15 protein-coding genes and 1 pseudogene are annotated in these 17,630 nt (G+C 65.3%); 9 read left to right on the plus strand and 7 right to left on the minus strand.

Annotated elements, in window-relative coordinates; all coding sequences use genetic code 11:
- Positions 1-138: 138 nt before the first annotated feature.
- A pseudogene (locus tag ACVWZ4_RS34535) lies at positions 139-1,057 on the minus strand (LysR substrate-binding domain-containing protein).
- Positions 1,058-1,181: 124 nt separating this feature from the next.
- On the opposite strand from ACVWZ4_RS34535, the gene ACVWZ4_RS34540 reads away from it, so the two are divergent.
- The 9 genes from ACVWZ4_RS34540 to ACVWZ4_RS34580 all read left to right on the plus strand — a co-directional run bounded on the left by ACVWZ4_RS34540 (position 1,182) and on the right by ACVWZ4_RS34580 (position 10,374).
- Positions 1,182-2,132 carry a ring-cleaving dioxygenase gene (locus ACVWZ4_RS34540; protein ID WP_456702735.1) on the plus strand — a complete coding sequence of 317 codons (951 nt, stop codon included), beginning with the start codon at positions 1,182-1,184 and terminating at the stop codon, positions 2,130-2,132.
- On the plus strand, positions 2,129-2,749 hold the full coding sequence (locus ACVWZ4_RS34545) for an alpha/beta hydrolase (RefSeq protein ID WP_456742124.1): 621 nt from the start codon (positions 2,129-2,131) through the stop codon (positions 2,747-2,749). The genes ACVWZ4_RS34540 and ACVWZ4_RS34545 overlap by 4 nt, the downstream gene beginning before the upstream one ends.
- Positions 2,746-2,934 carry a hypothetical protein gene (locus ACVWZ4_RS34550; RefSeq protein ID WP_456742125.1) on the plus strand — a complete coding sequence of 63 codons (189 nt, stop codon included), beginning with the start codon at positions 2,746-2,748 and terminating at the stop codon, positions 2,932-2,934. The genes ACVWZ4_RS34545 and ACVWZ4_RS34550 overlap by 4 nt, the downstream gene beginning before the upstream one ends.
- 202 nt (positions 2,935-3,136) lie before the next feature.
- Positions 3,137-4,912: a thiamine pyrophosphate-requiring protein gene (locus ACVWZ4_RS34555; protein ID WP_456763606.1), complete on the plus strand. Its 1,776-nt coding sequence runs from the start codon at positions 3,137-3,139 to the stop codon at positions 4,910-4,912.
- The gene (locus ACVWZ4_RS34560; RefSeq protein WP_456742127.1) at positions 4,912-6,018 is read left to right on the plus strand and encodes an enolase C-terminal domain-like protein; all 1,107 of its coding nucleotides are present in this window, start codon (positions 4,912-4,914) and stop codon (positions 6,016-6,018) included. The genes ACVWZ4_RS34555 and ACVWZ4_RS34560 overlap by 1 nt, the downstream gene beginning before the upstream one ends.
- Positions 6,015-6,977, plus strand: a complete 963-nt coding sequence (locus ACVWZ4_RS34565; RefSeq protein ID WP_456702731.1) for a hypothetical protein — start codon at positions 6,015-6,017, stop codon at positions 6,975-6,977. The genes ACVWZ4_RS34560 and ACVWZ4_RS34565 overlap by 4 nt, the downstream gene beginning before the upstream one ends.
- Positions 6,970-7,620, plus strand: a complete 651-nt coding sequence (locus ACVWZ4_RS34570) for a gluconate 2-dehydrogenase subunit 3 family protein (RefSeq protein ID WP_456790466.1) — start codon at positions 6,970-6,972, stop codon at positions 7,618-7,620. Before ACVWZ4_RS34565 ends, ACVWZ4_RS34570 begins: the two co-directional genes overlap by 8 nt.
- Positions 7,610-9,316 carry a GMC family oxidoreductase gene (locus ACVWZ4_RS34575; RefSeq protein ID WP_456742129.1) on the plus strand — a complete coding sequence of 569 codons (1,707 nt, stop codon included), beginning with the start codon at positions 7,610-7,612 and terminating at the stop codon, positions 9,314-9,316. The genes ACVWZ4_RS34570 and ACVWZ4_RS34575 overlap by 11 nt, the downstream gene beginning before the upstream one ends.
- Before the next feature lie 5 nt (positions 9,317-9,321).
- The gene (locus ACVWZ4_RS34580; protein WP_456742313.1) at positions 9,322-10,374 is read left to right on the plus strand and encodes an SDR family oxidoreductase; all 1,053 of its coding nucleotides are present in this window, start codon (positions 9,322-9,324) and stop codon (positions 10,372-10,374) included.
- A 257-nt stretch (positions 10,375-10,631) separates the two neighbouring features.
- On the opposite strand, the gene ACVWZ4_RS34585 is transcribed toward ACVWZ4_RS34580, so the two are convergent.
- From ACVWZ4_RS34585 to ACVWZ4_RS34610, 6 genes are all read right to left on the minus strand, one after another.
- Entirely contained in the window at positions 10,632-12,125 is a 1,494-nt protein-coding gene (locus ACVWZ4_RS34585) for an ABC transporter substrate-binding protein (protein WP_456742130.1), read from the minus strand.
- Between the two features lie 57 nt (positions 12,126-12,182).
- Entirely contained in the window at positions 12,183-13,187 is a 1,005-nt protein-coding gene (locus ACVWZ4_RS34590) for an ABC transporter ATP-binding protein (RefSeq protein ID WP_456742131.1), read from the minus strand.
- The gene (locus tag ACVWZ4_RS34595; protein ID WP_456702727.1) at positions 13,184-14,191 is read right to left on the minus strand and encodes an ABC transporter ATP-binding protein; all 1,008 of its coding nucleotides are present in this window, start codon (positions 14,189-14,191) and stop codon (positions 13,184-13,186) included. Before ACVWZ4_RS34595 ends, ACVWZ4_RS34590 begins: the two co-directional genes overlap by 4 nt.
- Positions 14,192-14,193: 2 nt before the next feature.
- Complete coding sequence (locus ACVWZ4_RS34600; RefSeq protein WP_456702726.1) at positions 14,194-15,087, minus strand: ABC transporter permease; 894 nt, start codon at positions 15,085-15,087, stop codon at positions 14,194-14,196.
- The gene (locus ACVWZ4_RS34605; RefSeq protein ID WP_456702725.1) at positions 15,084-16,034 is read right to left on the minus strand and encodes an ABC transporter permease; all 951 of its coding nucleotides are present in this window, start codon (positions 16,032-16,034) and stop codon (positions 15,084-15,086) included. Before ACVWZ4_RS34605 ends, ACVWZ4_RS34600 begins: the two co-directional genes overlap by 4 nt.
- 85 nt (positions 16,035-16,119) lie before the next feature.
- On the minus strand, positions 16,120-17,541 hold the full coding sequence (locus ACVWZ4_RS34610; RefSeq protein WP_456702724.1) for an amidase: 1,422 nt from the start codon (positions 17,539-17,541) through the stop codon (positions 16,120-16,122).
- Between the last annotated feature and the right edge of the window lie 89 nt (positions 17,542-17,630).

A 17,630-nucleotide genomic window follows, 5' to 3' on the forward strand; every position in this document is an offset into this window, starting at 1 on the left:
GGATCGACAGCTTCCGCTGCAACCGATGCCCCGGATCATCGTCGTGACCGCCGACGTGGCGCGCAGCACGAGAGCGTGGCTCAAATACGCGGGGATCAGCCAGGTCGTCAGCAAGCGCGCCCGCAGGGCAGCGTTCGGTCAGCTGGCGCGCGCGTTCGCTGAGCCCATCTCCTCCCGCCCAAACCGCGCCACCAGAAAATCGATGAACAGCCGCACCTTCACCGACAAATGTCGCGTCGGCGGATAGACCGCATAGAGCGAAAGCGGCGGTGCCGAATAATCGTCCAGCACCGTCCGCAGCTCGCCTTTCCGCAAAGGCTCCGCCGCAATGAAGTCAGGCAGAAGCGCGAGTCCCCTGCCCTTGATCGCGGCATCGCGCAGCACCTCCGCATTGTTGACGCAGAGCGACCAGGCCGGCTGGATCCAGTGGTCGCCATCGACGCCTGTAAGCTTCCACTGATTGCCCGTCAGGAGGAAGCCGTAGGTCAGCGAGGCATGCTCACGAAGATCCTGCGGATGCCCTGGCGTGCCGTGACGCGCGAGATAATCAGGCGAGGCGCAGATCATGCGCGGCACCGGCATGATTTTCCTCGCGATCAGGCTCGACGATTCCAATTCCGCAATCCGCAGCGTCACGTCAAAGCCGTCCTGGACGGGATCGAGCAGGTCGTCGCTGAGCACGATCTGAAGCTGAAGCTCCGGGAACGCTTCCATGAAGTCCGCGAGCACCGGCCCAAGCCGCATCGTGCCGAATGACATCGGCGCGTTGACGCGCAACAGTCCCCGCGGCGACGACTGCGCCTGCGTCACCGCCTGATCGGCGGCCTCGATCTCCGAGAGGATCACGACCGCGCGCTCGAAATAGCGCTGGCCGTTCTCGGTCGGGCTGGCGTGGCGGGTGGTCCGGTTCAGGAGCTGGACGCCGAGGCTCTCCTCGAGGTCGGCGATGTATTTGCTGATCGCCGAGCGCGATAGCCGCAATTGCCCGGCCCGCCTCGGCAAAGCTACCGCTTTCGACCACCTTCACGAAGGCGCGGAGGCTGGCGACCTTATCCAAGGGCCGGTCCCGATTGTTTCCAAATCATAGACATAGACGTCATATTTGCATGGATTGTCTCCAATCCAAAGCGGAACGATATTTCTACCCAGAGCAAGACCGCTCCCTGAGTTGGAGGACGACAATGTCTGGACTGCACCACGTGACCGCGATCGCCGGCGATCCCATCCGCAATTTCGGATTCTACACCAGGGATCTCGGCCTGCGCTTCGTCAAGAAGACGGTCAATTTCGACGATCCCGGCACCTATCATTTCTATTACGGCGACGAGACCGGCCGCCCCGGCACCATCCTGACCTTCTTTCCCTGGGCCGGCGTGTCGCCCGGGCGCCGCGGCGTCGGCGAGACCCATCAGACCGCGTTCCGCGTGCCGCAGCGCTCGCTCGGTTACTGGACGCAGCGCTTCATCGAAAAGGGCATCGCTTACGAGGCGCTTGAGAAGCGCTTTGGCGAGTCCGTGCTGCCGTTCACCGACCCTGACGGCATGGCGCTCGCGCTGGTCGGCATATCAGGCGCGGAGAACGAGCCCGGCTGGAGCAATGGCGACGTACCGGCCGAGCACGCGATCCGTGGCTTCCACGGCGTGACCCTGCTGCTCGACAGCGCGGCGAAGACGGCTGCCGTCCTCACCGACGTGTTCGGCTTCAAGGAGACGGGGCGCGAAGGCTCGGTAATCCGCTTCAAGGCATCAGGCGATGCCCAAGGCAGTGTCCTCGGCAGCGTCGTCGACATCTACGAGGCCAAGGGCTTTTTGCGCGGGCATCAGGGTGGCGGCTCGGTGCACCACATCGCCTTCCGCGCCGCCGACGATGCCGAACAGGGCAAGATGGCGCAAAAGCTCGTGAGCAATCATGGCCTGCATCCGACCGAGCAGCGCGACCGCAACTACTTCCGCTCGATCTATTTCCGCGAGCCCGGCGGCGTGCTGTTCGAGATCGCAACCGATATCCCCGGCTTCGCCGTAGACGAGCCCGTCGAGACGCTCGGACGCGATTTGAAGCTGCCTGTTTTCCTCGAACAGCATCGCAAGCAGATCGAGGGCGTGCTGCCGAACCTGGAAGAGACCGCCGCATGACCGACTTCATCCATCGTTTCGAGCCCGCGACCAGCGCGGGCTCCCCTCCGCTCCTGCTGCTGCACGGCACCGGCGGCGACGAGAACGACCTGCTCGGGCTCGGCAAGATGATCTCACCGGGCTCGGCGCTGCTCTCGCCGCGCGGCCGCGTGCTCGAGCACGGCATGCCGCGCTTCTTCCGTCGCCTCGCCGAGGGCGTGTTCGACGAGGACGATTTGCGCCGGCGCACGGTCGAACTCGGCGAATTCATCGCCCATTCACGTGAGCGCTACGGCATCCCCGCACCCATTGCAGTCGGCTTCTCCAACGGCGCCAACATCGCCGCCGCGCTGCTGCTGCTGCAGCCGGATGTGCTGGCCGGCGCGATCCTGCTGCGGGCCATGGTGCCGTTCTCGGAACCAACCAGGGCCGGGCTCAACGGCGAGCCTGTTCTGTTGCTGTCCGGGCAGGCTGATCCGATCGTGCCTGCGAGCAATTCGGCAAAGCTTGCGGCGTTGTTGTCCGAGGCAGGAGCGCGCGTCGACCATAAGGTGCTTCCAGCAGGGCATCAGCTGTCGCAAGCCGACGTGACGCTGGCCCGCAGTTGGATCAGCGAGGTCGAGTCGAAGGCGGCGTGAGCGAGCAGCGGCGCATCGTTTCCGGACCATGCGCCGCGATGTTTTTCGACCTTCGGACGGAACATCGACTTCAGCCGCTTCTCGACGAGCCGCTTCTCCTCCGCGTTCGCATCGACGAGATCGGCCCCGACGATCTCAGGCTTTATCTCACCTCATTAGGAACCATCGCACTCCGCGCAGCATGAATTCGCGGAAGCAAAGGCTTTGTCCTGCGGCGACGTGACTCCATTCGCGTGGCGGAGCGGGCGTCGTTTGCCTGGCCGCATCTGTCGGCTGTCGGCCGCTCGTGAACCTAAACAATCATTTAGCCTGCAACATTCGACGTTGCTTCCCGTTTGACTTCATATCCAACCGGTCATCGCCGATCGACATACGGGAACCTTTCCGATGAATGTTAGCGACTATGTTTGGCATCGCCTGTCCGAATGGGGTTTGAAGCGCGTGTACGGTTATCCCGGCGACGGGGTGGGCGGCCTCGATGTCGCCCTCGAAAAGGCCAAGGACAAAATGGAGTACGTGCAGGTTCGCCATGAGGAGATGGCAGCCTTCATGGCCTCGGCCCACGCCAAGTTCACGGGCGAAGTCGGGCTTTGCTACGCGACGTCGGGCCCTGGCGCGATTCACCTGCTCAACGGGCTTTACGACGCCAAGATGGATCACGTTCCCGTGGTCGCGCTCGTCGGCCAGCAGGCGCGGAGCGCAATCGGCGCGAGCTATCAGCAGGAGGTCGATCTCCAGACCTTATTCCAGGGCGTGACCGAATACGTCGCTATGGCCAGCGTTCCCGAACAGGTTCGCCATCTGATCGACCGCGCGGTACGCATCGCCAACACCAAGCGCGCGGTCACCTGCGTGATCCTGCCCAACGATCTGCAGGAGCTCGACTACAAGGATCCGCCGGTGGCGCATGGCGCCACCCACACGGGCGTCGGTTATGCCGGGCCGGCGAAGCTGCCGGACGAGGCTTTGCTTCGTGCCGCTGCTGATGTCCTCAATGCCGGCAGCAAGGTTGCCATGCTCGTCGGTGCGGGCGCGCTCGATGCAACGGACGAGGTGATCGAAGTCGCCCAGCGCCTGCAGGCGGGCGTCGCCAAGGCGCTGCTCGGTAAGGCCGCGGTGCCCGACGATCTGCCGTTTGTCACCGGTTCGATCGGGCTGTTGGGAACGCGCCCGAGCTGGGATCTCATGAAGAACTGCGACACGTTCCTCATGGTGGGTTCCGCTTTCCCCTACAGCGAATTCCTGCCCGAGCCGGGCGATGCGCGCGGCGTGCAGATCGACATCGACGGCAGCCGGCTCAGTCTGCGCTATCCGATGGAGGTCAACATGGTCGGCGACAGCGCGACGACGTTGCGCGCATTGTTGCCGCTGCTCAGGCAGAAGAAGCCGTCGTCCTGGCGGCGCGACATCGAGAAAGGCATGGCCGATTGGTGGGACACGCTGAAGCAACGAGCGATGAATTCCGCCGAACCGCTCAATCCGCAGCGGGTGTTCTGGGAGTTGTCGCCGCGTCTGCCTGATAATGCCATCATCACCGCGGATTCGGGCTCCGTCGCCAACTGGTACGCCCGTGATCTCAAGATGCGGCGCGGCATGAAAGCGTCGCTGTCCGGCGGCCTTGCCTCGCTCGGCGCCGGCACGCCTTACGCGCTTGCGGGAAAGATGGCCTACCCTGAGCGCACCGTGATCGCCTGCATGGGCGACGGCGCGATGCAGATGAACGGCCTCAATGTCATGATCACCATTTCCAAATACTGGCAACGCTGGTCGAACCCGCGGCTGATCGTGCTGGTGCTCAACAACCGTGATCTCAACCAGGTGACGTGGGAGGAGCGCATCCAGCTCGGTGCCGGAAAGACCGAGTCGACCCAGAGCATTCCGGATTTTCCCTATCATCGCTACGCCGAGCTGCTCGGCCTGAAGGGTATCTTCGTCGACAATCCCGATCGCGTCGGTGCGGCTTGGGACGAAGCGCTGGCGTCCGATCGGCCTGTGATCCTCGAAGCCTATACCGACCCCAACGTGCCGCCGCTTCCGCCGCACATCACCCTGAAGGACGCCAAGAATTTCGTCAGCATGATCCCGTCCGAGCCAGAGTTGGGAAGCGTGCTGAAGAACAGCGCCAAAGAGCTGCTGACGGGTGTTCTGCCCGGAAAAGACTGATGCTGTGCGAGGTCCCAATCCGGAGCGTGCGCGCGCAGGCGTACACGGTGCCGACCGATCGCCCCGAGGCGGACGGCACCATCGCCTGGAATTCCACCACCCTCGTGCTTGTCGAGGTCGAGGGTGGAGGGCAGGTTGGCCTCGGCTACACCTATGCCGGTGCCAGCATTGCGCCGCTGATCCGGGACACGCTCGCCGCGGTGATCGCGGGCAAGGACGCCCTGGCGCCGCAGGCCTGTTTCGAGGCGATGCAGCGCGCAGTCCGCAATCTGGGACGTGAGGGCCTTGCGGCGACGGCCATCTCCGCGGTGGATACCGCCCTGCATGATCTGAAGGCGCGTCTGCTCGCGCTGCCGCTCGTCGTTGCTCTCGGCGCGCGGCGCACCTCCATTCCGATCTATGGCAGCGGCGGCTTCACCACCTATTCCGACGACGAGCTGGAGCATCAGCTCGGCGGCTGGGTCGCGCAGGACGGCTGCGCTTACGTCAAGATGAAAATCGGCTCCGAGCCGGAGCGGGACCCACATCGCGTCGCGGTGGCCAGGCGCGCGATCGGCGATGCGGACCTGTTCGTCGATGCCAATGGCGCCTGCACCCCCAGGCAGGCGATCCGGCTGGCGCACATCTTCCGTGAACAGGGCGTCAGCTGGTTCGAAGAGCCCGTGTCGTCGGACGATCTGCCTGGCTTGGCCATGGTGCGGCAGCACGCTCCTGATGGAATGGACGTGGCGGCCGGCGAATATGCCTACACTGTCGACTATGTGCGCGCGATGCTTGCGGCCGGTGCCGTCGACGTGCAGCAGGCGGACGCGACCCGATGCGGCGGCTTCACCGGCTTTCTCGGGATTGCGGCGCTGTGTGACGCCTTTCACGTCGACCTTTCCGGTCACTGCGCGCCGGCGCTGCATCTCGCCGTCGCCTGTGCTGCCCCCCGCATGCGCCATCTCGAATGGTTTCACGACCATGTCCGGATCGAGCGCATGTTTTTCGACGGCGCGCCGCAGCCGCGCGATGGCCGGATCGCCCCCGATCTGACGGTGCCGGGTAACGGGTTGGTCTTCAAGCGGAGCGATGCCGCCGCTTACGCCGTGTCGGAGGCCGCATGAAGCTTCCCGCGGAGCGCAATCTGATTGCTCTGGCCGGGATCGCTGCATCCGGCATGGCGCTTGTCTCACTGCTTTCGGCAGCCGCGCCGGCTCGCAGCTCCGGCTCGCGCCTCGCGCCGCGTCGCATTCGTGCCAGCCGCGCAGCAACGGTCAAAACAGCGCGGGAGCTCAACCGGGCCGCGGGAACGCTCGCCGCCTCCGTGCTCGCCGATTCCAGCGTCGAGCATTACCGCGGCTCGTTCAAGAACAAGGCCATGTACACCCCGCTTGCAGTTTCGGCGCTGACCCTGGCGACGAGCCTGCACGGCACGGCCGATATGCGTCCGCTCGCCCACAAGGCGCGCGACGCGACCTACCTGCTGGCGGCAGCCACCGGGCTGGTCGGTTCCGGATTCCATCTCTACAACGTCGGCAAGCGCGTGGGCGGCTTCAGCTGGCAGAATTTGTTTTACGGTGCGCCGATCGGCGCGCCGATGGCGATCCTGCTCTCGGGCCTGCTCGGCTTCTGTTCCGAACGGGTGCGGGAGGCGAGCCGAACGCGGCCGCGCATCTTCGGTCTGCCGGCGGGACGCACGATCGCCGCGGTCGCGAGTGCGGGCCTGCTCGGCACCACCGGCGAGGCCGGCCTGCTGCATTTCCGGGGCGCCTATCACAACCCCTTCATGCTTCTGCCGGTGACGCTGCCGCCAATCGGCGCAGCGCTGCTGCTGTCGGCGGCCGGGAGCGGTTCCGGCGGGACGCATCGCTTCACCCGCTGGTGGATGCGTGTGCTGACGGCCATGGGTGTGGCCGGTGTCGGCTTCCACGCATACGGCGTGTCACGAAACATGGGCGGCTGGCGCAACTGGAGTCAGAACATCCTGAACGGACCGCCGATCCCCGCGCCGCCGAGCTTCGCCGGCCTCGCATTGGCCGGCCTTGCCGCACTCGGTCTCATGAGGGCGCATCCCGATGCATGACAGTCGCGACCGCTATCCCGAATATGACGTTCTCGCCAAATGGTCGGGACCATCCTGGAACGACAAGACGCGCGAGGTCATCACGCGGCGGCTGTCGATCGCGCCCGAACCACGCTTCTTCACACCCGACGAATACGAGACCGTCGTGGCGATCGCGAGCCGCATCGTTCCGCAGCCATCCGATCGTCCGCCCGTGCCGATTGCCGCGCTGGTCGACCGCAAGCTGCACGACGGAATCATGGACGGGTTTCGCGTGCCCGATATGCCCCGGGACGGCGCAGCCTGGCGTCTCGGCCTGAAGGCGCTGAACGCCGAGGCCGCCGCGGCATACGGCAAGCGCTTTGCGCAGTTGCCCGAAGCCTTACAGGGTAAGCTGCTGCGCGCCGCCCAATGCGGCGAGTTGAAAGCGCCCGAATGGGGCGGCTTGCGCTGCGACGTCTTCTTCAAGGCGCGCATGGGGCGGGACATCGTATTCGCCTATTACGCTCACCCGACCGCCTGGAGCGAGATCGGCTGGGGCGGCCCTGCGAGCCCGCGCGGTTATGTGCGCCTCGGTCTCGACGAGCGCGATCCCTGGGAAGCGGCCGAGGCGAAAGAGGGGAATGATGCCACAGCCCGCCGGAGCAATCGCCGTGTCCGATGATCCCCTCCATGCGCCGCGGGCGCACGATGGCCGGGCGCCGGACGTGTTCCGTCCAGGCGGCTGGATACCGATGCGGCAATACCGCGAGAGCGAGCCGGTCGATTTCGCCATCGTCGGGACCGGCGCAGGCGGAGGCACGCTCGCCTGCAAGCTTGCCGAATACGGCTTCTCCGTCGTCGCCCTCGACGCCGGCCCCTATTTCAGGCCGCTGGAGGATTTCGTCTCCGACGAATCCGAGCAGACCAAGCTTTACTGGACCGATGACCGCATCGTCGATGGCGCCAATCCGCTCCATCTCGGCAGCAACAACAGCGGCAAGGCCGTGGGCGGCTCGACGGTGCACTTCGCAATGGTCTCGCTGCGCTTCCGCCCCGAATGGTTCAAGTCGCGCACCCTGCTCGGCTACGGCGCCGACTGGCCACTCGATTGGCGCGAGATGTGGGACTACTACACCGAGGTCGAGCAGGCCCTGAAGATATCGGGTCCGGTGACCTATCCCTGGGGCCCGCCGCGTCCGCGCTACCCCTACCGCGCCCATCCGTTGAACGGCGCGGCGCGAGCGCTGGCCAAGGGTTGCGAGGCACTGGGCATCCAATGGACCGAGACGCCGCTCGCGACGCTGTCGGCGCCCCGGGGTCTGGCCCATCCTTGCGTCTATCGCGGCTTCTGCGTCACCGGCTGTTCGACCAACGCCAAGCAGAGCGCGCTGGTCACATGGATTCCGCGCGCGATCGCCGCGGGCGCGGAAATCCGCGATCTCGCGATGGTCGGTCGCGTCGAGGTCGAGCCGTCGGGGCTCGTGTCCGGGGTTCACTATCATCGGGACGGCGCATGGCGCTTTCAGCGTGCCCGCAACGTCGTGGTCGCTGGCTATGCCATCGAAACGCCCCGGCTTCTCTTGAATTCCGCGACGTCCCGCTTTCCGGACGGCCTCGCCAACAGCTCGGGCCTGGTCGGAAAGAACCTGATGGCGCAGTCCAATCAGGCGGTGTGGGGGCGGCTGGAGCACGAGGTGCGCTCCTACAAGGGGCCGCCGTCGCTCGCCATTACCGAGCACTGGAACTACGAAGACAAGGGCAAGGATTTCTTCGGCGGCTATTCCTACATGAGCCAGGGCCCGCTACCGCAGCTCTGGGCGAACACGCTGTTCAGCGCTCGCGGGCTCTGGGGGGAGCGCCTGGTCGAGGCCATGAAAGACTACAACCACGTGGTCGGTCTCAAGATCGTCGGCGAGATGCTGCCGCAGGAATCCAATCGGGTCACCCTGGCCGACGAGGTCGACCAGTATGGCTTACGAATTCCCCGCATCACCTATTCCTGGTGCGACAACGACAAGCGTCTGATCGATCACTCCCTCAAGTTCATGGGCCGCGCGTTGGAGGCGATCGATGCACACGACATATGGATCCAGGACGACGATACCTGCCACCTCAACGGAACCGCGCGCATGGGGAGCGACGCCCGGACCAGCGTCGTCGATGCCGACTGTCGCAGCTGGGACATTCCGAACTTGTGGATCTGTGACGGCTCGGTCTTTCCGACGGTCGGAGGTGCCAATCCGTCACTGACGATTCAAGCGATCGCCTGCAGGACCGCGGACCGCATTCGTGTTCTGGCGCGACGGGGCGAACTCGACGCCGCCGTCCCACGGCGGACCTCACTCCATCAACGTTCAACGGAGGTGCACAGATCATGAGCATGGTGCCACTTCACTCGGGCCGGGTCGTCGTCATCACCGGAGCTTCGGCGGGCGTCGGGCGGGCCATCGCGCATCGCTTCGCCCGCGACGGCTGGCGCATCGGCCTGATCGCGCGTGATGCGGAGGCGCTCGAGGAAACCCGGCGCGAGGTCGAGCAGATGGGTGGAACGGCGCTGCCCATGCCGTCCGACGTCGCCGACGCGGACGCCATGACCGCTGCGGCAGACCGCGTCGTCCGGACGTTCGGGACGATCGACGTCTGGATCAATGATGCCATGGTCACGGTGTTCTCGCCGGTATGGAAGATGACCGCCGAGGAGTTTCGCCGCGTCACAGAGGTGACCTATCTCGGCTTCGTGCATGGCACGATGGCGGCCCTGCGTCACATGCGGCCGGCTGATCGCGGGCACATCATCCAGATCGGGTCCGCACTGGCCTATCGCGGCATCCCGCTGCAATCGGCCTATTGCGGCGCCAAGCACGCCATCCGCGGCTTCACCGATTCATTGCGGACCGAGTTGATCCACGACCGGAGCCGCATCCGGCTCACCATGATGGAGCTGCCCGCGGTCAACACGCCGCAATTCGACTGGGCGCGAACCCACATGCCGCGAGAACCTCGTCCGGTCGCGCCGGTGGTGCAGCCGGAAGTCATCGCGAATGCGGTTTATCAGGCTGTCCTCCGTCCCGGCCGCGAATACTGGATCGGACTCAGCACGCTCAAGGTTATCCTGGGCAATACCGTGCTTCCGGCGTGGCTCGACCGCTATCTTGCGAAGGTGGCGTTTTCGGCGCAGGAAACGCCCAAGCCCGTGGGGTCCGAACGCGCCGACAATCTGATGCATTCGGTTCGGTCTTTGCACCGCACGCGCGGGCGCTTCGGCGCGGAGGCGGACGATCGTGCGGTCGTCGTCGACGGCCCCCTGGCGCGCGTCGTGCCCCTGGCGGTCGGCGCTCTCATGGCTTTCGCAGCCGGCCTTCTGCTCGGCACGCGGACGGGCCGGATCGGACGGCATCAACTCGAAGGACGTGGCATGGCTGGACGCGACCATTGACGAGAGCCGCCCGCGATCTCGCGCCCCGGTCACCCCGACTGCAATGATGGCATCATGCCAGTGTTTTGCCCGACGGATCAAGAAATATTTCGGTTTTTACGCAAATATCCGGGTGGGTCGCGCAAGTCCTTGAAAGAACCGGCCCCGGCTTCGGTGCATGGGGTTGTTTTGCAGATTCTGTTTTGATGCGTCCAAAAAAAGACCTCTCCCGATCAGGGAGAGGTCATTGGTGTTGGATCTGACTTCAGCGACTGGCCCTACTCCCAGGACCAGGCCGAGAAATCGTTCTCGAACTGCGGGACTTCCTTCCAGACGCCCTTCAGCTTCTTGTTGATCACCGTCGGCCATTGCGGCTGGAACAGGAAGCCGGCCACCGCGTCGGTCGCCAGCATCTTCTGGGCATCGCCGAGCAGCTTTGCGCGGGCGGCCTCGTCGGGGGTCGATACGATCTGCTTGTACAACGCGTTGAACGCGTCGTTGTTGTAGCCGAGGTAGAAGTCGGGCTCCGTCAGCTTGACGAGATCGAACGGCTCGACATGCGAGACGATGGTGAGATCGTAGTTGTGGGGGCCGCTGGGCGCGAACACCTGCGACAGCCACTGCGCCCATTCGACGTTCTCGATCTTGGCGACGATGCCGACCTTGGCGAGCTGGGCTGCGAGGATCTCGCCGCCCTGCCGCGCATAAGGTGGCGGCGGCAGCTTCAGGCTGAGCTCGAGCGGCGTGGTCACGCCGGCCTCAGCCAGCAGCTTCTTTGCCTTCTCGGGGTCGTAAGGGTTGATGCCTGTGGTGTCGAGATAGCCGAGCGAGCCCGGCGTGTAGAAGCTGCCGATCGGTGTGCCGAAACCTTCCACAGCGCCGTCGATGATCGCCTTGCGATCGATCGCGGCGAGGATCGCGCGGCGCACGCGCACGTCGTCGAGCGGCTTCTTCTTCTCGTTAATGGCGACGATGGTCTTGGCCTTGGAGCCGCCGACCAGCACCGTGAAGCGCGGGTCGGCCTTGAATTGGGCGACAACGCGGGTTGCGATGCGCGGAAACGCATCCACGTCATTCGACAGGAGAGCCGCGGCCTGAGCGGCGGGATCGGAGATGAAGCGGATCGTCACCTTCGCGAGCTTGATCGCCGAGGCGCCCCGATAGTCGGCCCATTTGTTGAGCGTGAGCGAGGAGCCCTTGACCCAGGCGCCGAGCTGGTAGGGGCCGGTGCCGACCGGCTGCGTCACGTTGGTGGCCGCGCTCTTCGGCTCGACGATCGAGGCGCTCGCCTGCCCCAGCAGGAACGGCAGGTTCGGCTCCGGATATTTCAGCGTGAGCACGATCGTGTCGGCGTCGGGCGCGTCGACCTTCTCGAAAGCCTGGAACAGGCTCTTGTCCTTGTTGGTGCTGTTCGCGGCCGCGTTGCGCTCGTACGAGAATTTGACGGCGGCGGAATCGAAGGCTTCGCCGTTCTGGAATTTGACGCCCTTGCGCAGCTTGAACGTGTAGGTCTTCAGGTCGGGCGATGCGGTCCAGCTCTCGGCGAGCAACGGCGAGACCGAGCCGTCCTCGTTGATCTTGGTCAGGGTCTCGTAGATGTTGTAAAGCGTGACCTCGGCGATTGCGGCGGCGGCTGCGTTGGTGGGATCAAGCCCCGGCGGCTCCAGCGTCATGCCCATGACGACGCTGTCCTTCTTGCTCTGCGCCAGCACCGGCAGCGGCGCCGCGGCCAGCGCTGCGGCGAAAGCGACGATCGATAGCTTCTTCAACATGCCTAACTCCCGGGCCTTCTTCTGCTTCTCGAGGCTACGCCAAGTCTGTAGCCGACATTAACCTTCCATGGCCGCCTGCGGCAATGCCATCACGGCCTCCGCCTTGTGGCAGGCGGCAAGGTGTCCCTCGCCCACCCTGCGTAGCAAGGGCGGAACCTCGCGGCAATGCTGGTCGGCGTGCGGACATCGCGCGACATAGGGGCACCCCGTCGCGACCGCCGATTGCGAGGCGATCGCCTGGGCCCCGCGCCGGCGCCGGCCGCCACCGGCACGCGCCCGCGGCACGGCATCCAGCAGCGCCCGCGTGTAGGGATGTGCGCAGTGCTCGAACAGATCCTCAGGCCGCCCCTGCTCGACGATACGGCCGAGATACATCACCGCGACCTCGTCGCAGAGATGGTCGACCACCGCGAGGTCGTGGCTGATCAGGATGTAGCTCAGCCCGAACTGCTCCTGGAGGTCCTGCATCAGGTTCAGGACCTGCGCCTGGACGGAAACATCGAGCGCGGAGACCGGCTCGTCCGCGACGATCAGTTTCGGTTGCGTGATCAACGCGCGCGCGATCGCGATGCGCTGGCGCTGGCCACCGGAGAATTCGTGCGGATATTTGTCCATGTCCGCTTCGCGCAAGCCGACCTGCTTCAGCACCGCCGAGACGCGAGCGCGGAACATCCTGCGGTCGGCGTCGTCGAGCACGGTGAGCGGCTCGGCGACGATGCGCGCAATGGTCTGGCGTGGATCGAGCGATCCGTAAGGGTCCTGGAACACCATCTGGAAATCGCGCCGGGCGCGGCGCAATTCGTCGGGAGAGATGCGATTGAGATCGCGGCCGAGCAGCGTGACCTCGCCCGCCGTCGGCCGCTCCAGCGCCATCACCACGCGCGCGAACGTGGATTTGCCGGAGCCGGACTCGCCGACGATGCCGAGGCTCTTGCCAGCCTCAACCTGGACGCTGACGCCGTTGAGGGCACGGACCTGCCCGGGCGGGCGGAACAGACTTTCGCGCGGCAGCGTGTAGCGCTGCTCGAGATTCCTCACGTCGAGAAGGGGCGCTGCGGTCATGCGGACAGCGCCCCGACATTCGCAGCCATGGAGACATCGGTTCTGATGCAGCGCACGCCATGCAGCGGTCCGACCTCGACCATCGGCGGCAGCGCCGCCCGGCACGCGTCGATCACGAGCGGACATCGATCGGCGAATGTGCAACCGACAGGCAGATCGGCGAGCTCCGGCACCGTGCCCGAGATCGTCGTCAGTCGCGTCCCCCTGCGCGCGCCGAGCCGCGGGCGCGCTCGGAACAGGCCCTGCGTGTAGGGATGGCCCATGCGGCGAAACACCTGGTCCGTCGGCCCGCTCTCGACGACGGTGCCGCCATACATCACCATCATGCGCTGCACGTTCTCGGCGATGACGCCGAGATCATGCGAGATCAGGATCATCGACATGCCGCGTTCTTCGACGAGATCGGCGATGAGATCGAGAATCTGGCCCTGGATGGTAACGTCAAGCGCAGTGGTCGGTTCATCTGCGATCAAGAGATCAGGCTCGCAGGCGAGCGCCATCGCAATCGTGACGCGCTGGCGCTGGCCGCCGGAGAACTGATGCGGATAGGCATCGATACGTTTGGCCGGATCGGGCAGCCCGACGCGGTCGAGCAAGGCGATCGCCTCCTTGCGCGCTTGGGCTGTGGAATAATTCTTGTGACGCCGCAGCGGCTCGGCGACCTGATGGCCGATCGTGTGCATCGGGTTCAGAGCCGTCATGGGCTCCTGAAAAATCATGCTGATGCGGTTGCCGCGCAGCTTACAGTAATCCGCGTCCGGGAGGCGCGCGAGCTCGCGTCCATCGAGCTTGATGCTGCCGCTGACAACGGCGCTGTCAGGCAGCAGCCCCATCAGCGACAGCGCCGTAACCGACTTGCCGCAGCCGGATTCGCCGACGAGCCCGAGCGTCTCGCCGCGTTTCAGCGCAAAGCTCACGCCGCGGACCGCCTGTGCCGGACCGCGGCTGGTGTTGAGACGGACGCCGAGACCAGCGACTTCGATCAGGGTTGCGGGATCAACCATCGTCACCGCTCCCGCGCCAGTCTGGGATCAAGCAAATCTCGCAATCCATCACCGAGCAGATTGAGGCCGAGCACGGCGACTGCGATCGCAGCACCGGGATACACCGCGAGCATTGGGGACTGGAACAGCATGGTCTGCGCATCGTTCAACATGCGGCCCCATGAAGGCTGCGGCGGCTGCGTGCCGAGGCCGAGATAAGACAGCGCGGCTTCGGCGAGAATGGCCAGCGCAAACTGGATGGTCGCCTGCACGATCAGGATCGACAGGATGTTCGGCAGCACATGCTCGACGGTGATGCGGAAGGCGCCCTTCCCTGACGCGCGCGCGGCCAGCACGAATTCGCGCGCCCAGACCGCGTTTGCCGAACCGCGCGTCAGCCGGGTCAAGGTCGGGATCTGGAAGATACCGATCGCGATGATCGAGGTCACCATGCCTGGACCCGCGACCGCGGCAAGCATGATGGCCGAGAGCACGGCCGGAAAGGCGAAAGTGAAGTCGGAGAAGCGCATGATGATCTCTTCGGTCCAGCCGCGCTTGGCCGATGCGATCAGGCCGAGACAGACGCCGAAGGTCAGACCGATGCTGACGGCGATGACGCCGACCAGGATGGTCGAGCGCGCGCCGGCGAGCAACAGCGATACGATGTCGCGACCGAACGTATCGGTGCCCAGCCAATGCGCCGCCGACGGCGGCTGGAGTTTCGAGGCGATGTCGATCTCATAGGGCGACCACGGTGTCCAGACCAGCGAAAGCAGCGCGGAGATGACCACCAAAAGGCTCAGCGCGCCGCCGATCACAAAGCTGGGGTGCCGCAGCGCGCGACCCCAGAACGTCTGGGCCGACAAGGGTTGCGTTGCGACCGTTGCGTCGGCAGAGGTGGTCAGGGGCGCACTCACAGGTCGTGCACCTTGATGCGAGGATCGATGAAGGCATAGAGCACGTCGACCACGAAATTGACGATGACGACCATGGCCGCCAACAGCATCACGCAGTTGCGCACCACGATCAGATCGCGGTTGGCGATCGACTGGAAGATCAGGCGGCCAAGCCCCGGCAGGTAGAACACGTTCTCGATCACGATCGTGCCCGCAAGCAGATTGGCGAATTGCAAGCCCATCACTGTCATGACAGGAATCATGGCATTGCGCAGCACATGGCTCCACAGCACCTCGCGCCTGCCGAGCCCCTTCGCGCGCGCCGTGCGGACAAAGTCTTCGCGCAGCACTTCCAGCACCGCAGACCGCGTGACACGGGCAAGAATGGCGGCCTGCACCACAGCCAATGAGATCGACGGCAGCAGCAGCGACTTGACGCCGGGCCAGATGCCGTCGTCCCAACCGGCAAAACCGCCGGCGGACAGCCATTGCAGCCGAACGGCGAACAGCAGCACAAGGAGAATGGCGAACCAGAAATTCGGCAGCGCGATGCCGATTTGGGTTAGCGACATCACCCCGACATCGCCGAGCTTGTTATGGTTGGCGGCAGTGTAGATGCCGGCCGAGAGCGCCAGCACCACCGTGATCAGCATCGACATGATTGCGAGCGGAACGGTCAGCACCAGCCGTTCCGCGATCAGGCTCGCGACCGGCGTGCCGTAGACATAGGAGTTGCCGAGATCGCCGACGAGGAGACCCGTGATCCAATGCAGATAACGAACCGCCAGCGGCTGATCGAGCCCGAGCTTGACGGTGAGCGCGCGCACCGCATCGGGCGACGCATCGGCACCCATCAGCATCTGCGCGGCATTACCCGGCAGCGCGTCCAACACCAGGAAAATGATGACGGATGCGCCGACCAGCGTTGCCAGCAATGTCAGGACACGTCGGAGGACAAATACGCTCATGCGCGCTCAGCTTCAGGGCTCATCCGCGGCACGATCAACATGTCCGGACGCCGGACGCAAGCCCTTTGCGGCCCATCGTCCCCTCCTAGGCCGGCCGACGGGACAGGAGACTGGACGAGGCCTCAAACAGCGCGCTGACGTGCAGCAATTCCGCGTCGCCCCGGAAGCGGCCCACGAGCTGGAGCCCAATCGGCATTCCGTCGCGACCAAAACCGCAGGGTAGACTGATCGCGGGGTGGCCGGTCATGTTGAACGGCATGGTCCAGGGGAACCAGTGCGGCCGGACGCTGTCAAACTGCTGGCCGTCGATCTCGATCCGGCCGAACAGGTCCTGGTCGATCGGCAGCGCGGTGCGGGTGAGGGTTGGCATCGCCAGAAGGTGCCCGCGCGCAAGCAGGGATTGCACGCGACGGAACAACGCGGTGCGCGCGAACATCGCCTCCTGGTAGTCGACGCCGCTGACATCAGTCGCCAACGCGATTTGCTTGACGAAGGCTTCGCTGAGGACGTCACCATGCTCGGCCACCAGCTTTGAAAATCGCGAGCGCCAGACGGTGTGGTTGATAGCGCGCCAGATCGGCTCGACGTCGTATCCCTCGCCCGAAAACTCCTCGAGCTCCGCGCCCAGACCCGCGAGGCGATCAAGGCTCGCCCTGAAGGCCGTGGTCACATCCGAGGACACGGGTCGGCCCGGCGGCGACGCGCAGAACAGGATCTTTTGTCCGCGCAGATCGCCGCGCGGGGCGGCCATGCCGATGAAGTCGGGCACGGGCACGCCGATCGACCAGGGATCGCAGGCATCCTCGCCGGCCATTGCCTGCATCATCAGCGCGGTGTCCGCGACGGTGCGCGTGGTCGGCGTGACATAGGTCTGGTTTCCGAACGCATCCAGCGCCTGACTGTGCGCGATCACGCCATTGCTCTGCTTCAGCCCGACCACGCCGTTGCAGGCCGCGGGAATCCGCGTCGAGCCGCCGCCGTCGGTGGCAATCGCCAGCGGCGCGATGCCGCTCGCCACGGCCACCGCCGCGCCGCCGCTGGAGCCGCCGGAGGAGCGCCGCGCGTCCCAGGCGTTGCGGGTGCGGCCGAACAGCGGCGAGTCGGTCAGGCACTTGCTCCCGAACTCCGGCGTCGTGGTCTTGCCGATCAGGATCGCACCTGCGCTGCGCAGCTTTGCGACCGCGACAGCATCCTCGGCGGGCACATTGTCCTTGTAGGGAACGGCGCCGAAGGTCGTCTTCACCCCCTTGGTGTTGACGATGTCCTTGACGGTGACGGGCAGCCCATGCAGCAAGCCGAGTGGCTCGTCAGACATGACCTTGCGCTCGGCTTCGCGCGCCGCGGCCATCGCTTCGTCGCCGCACAATGTGATGAAGCAATTCAGCTCGGGCTGCAACGCTTCGGCGCGCGCGAGCACCGCGGTGGTGATTTCGACCGGCGACACCTTCTTGCGGGTGATACGTTCGCGCAGTTCCGTGGCAGAGAGGAAACAGAGGTCGTCGCTCATCAGGACAGGCTCGCGTCAGGATGTGCGGACCTTGCCAGCGCGCAACTCACCTGTCCATTTCGGCGGACGCATGGCCGCAATCCGCCGGG

This window comes from Bradyrhizobium sp. USDA 4472, assembly GCF_054058595.1.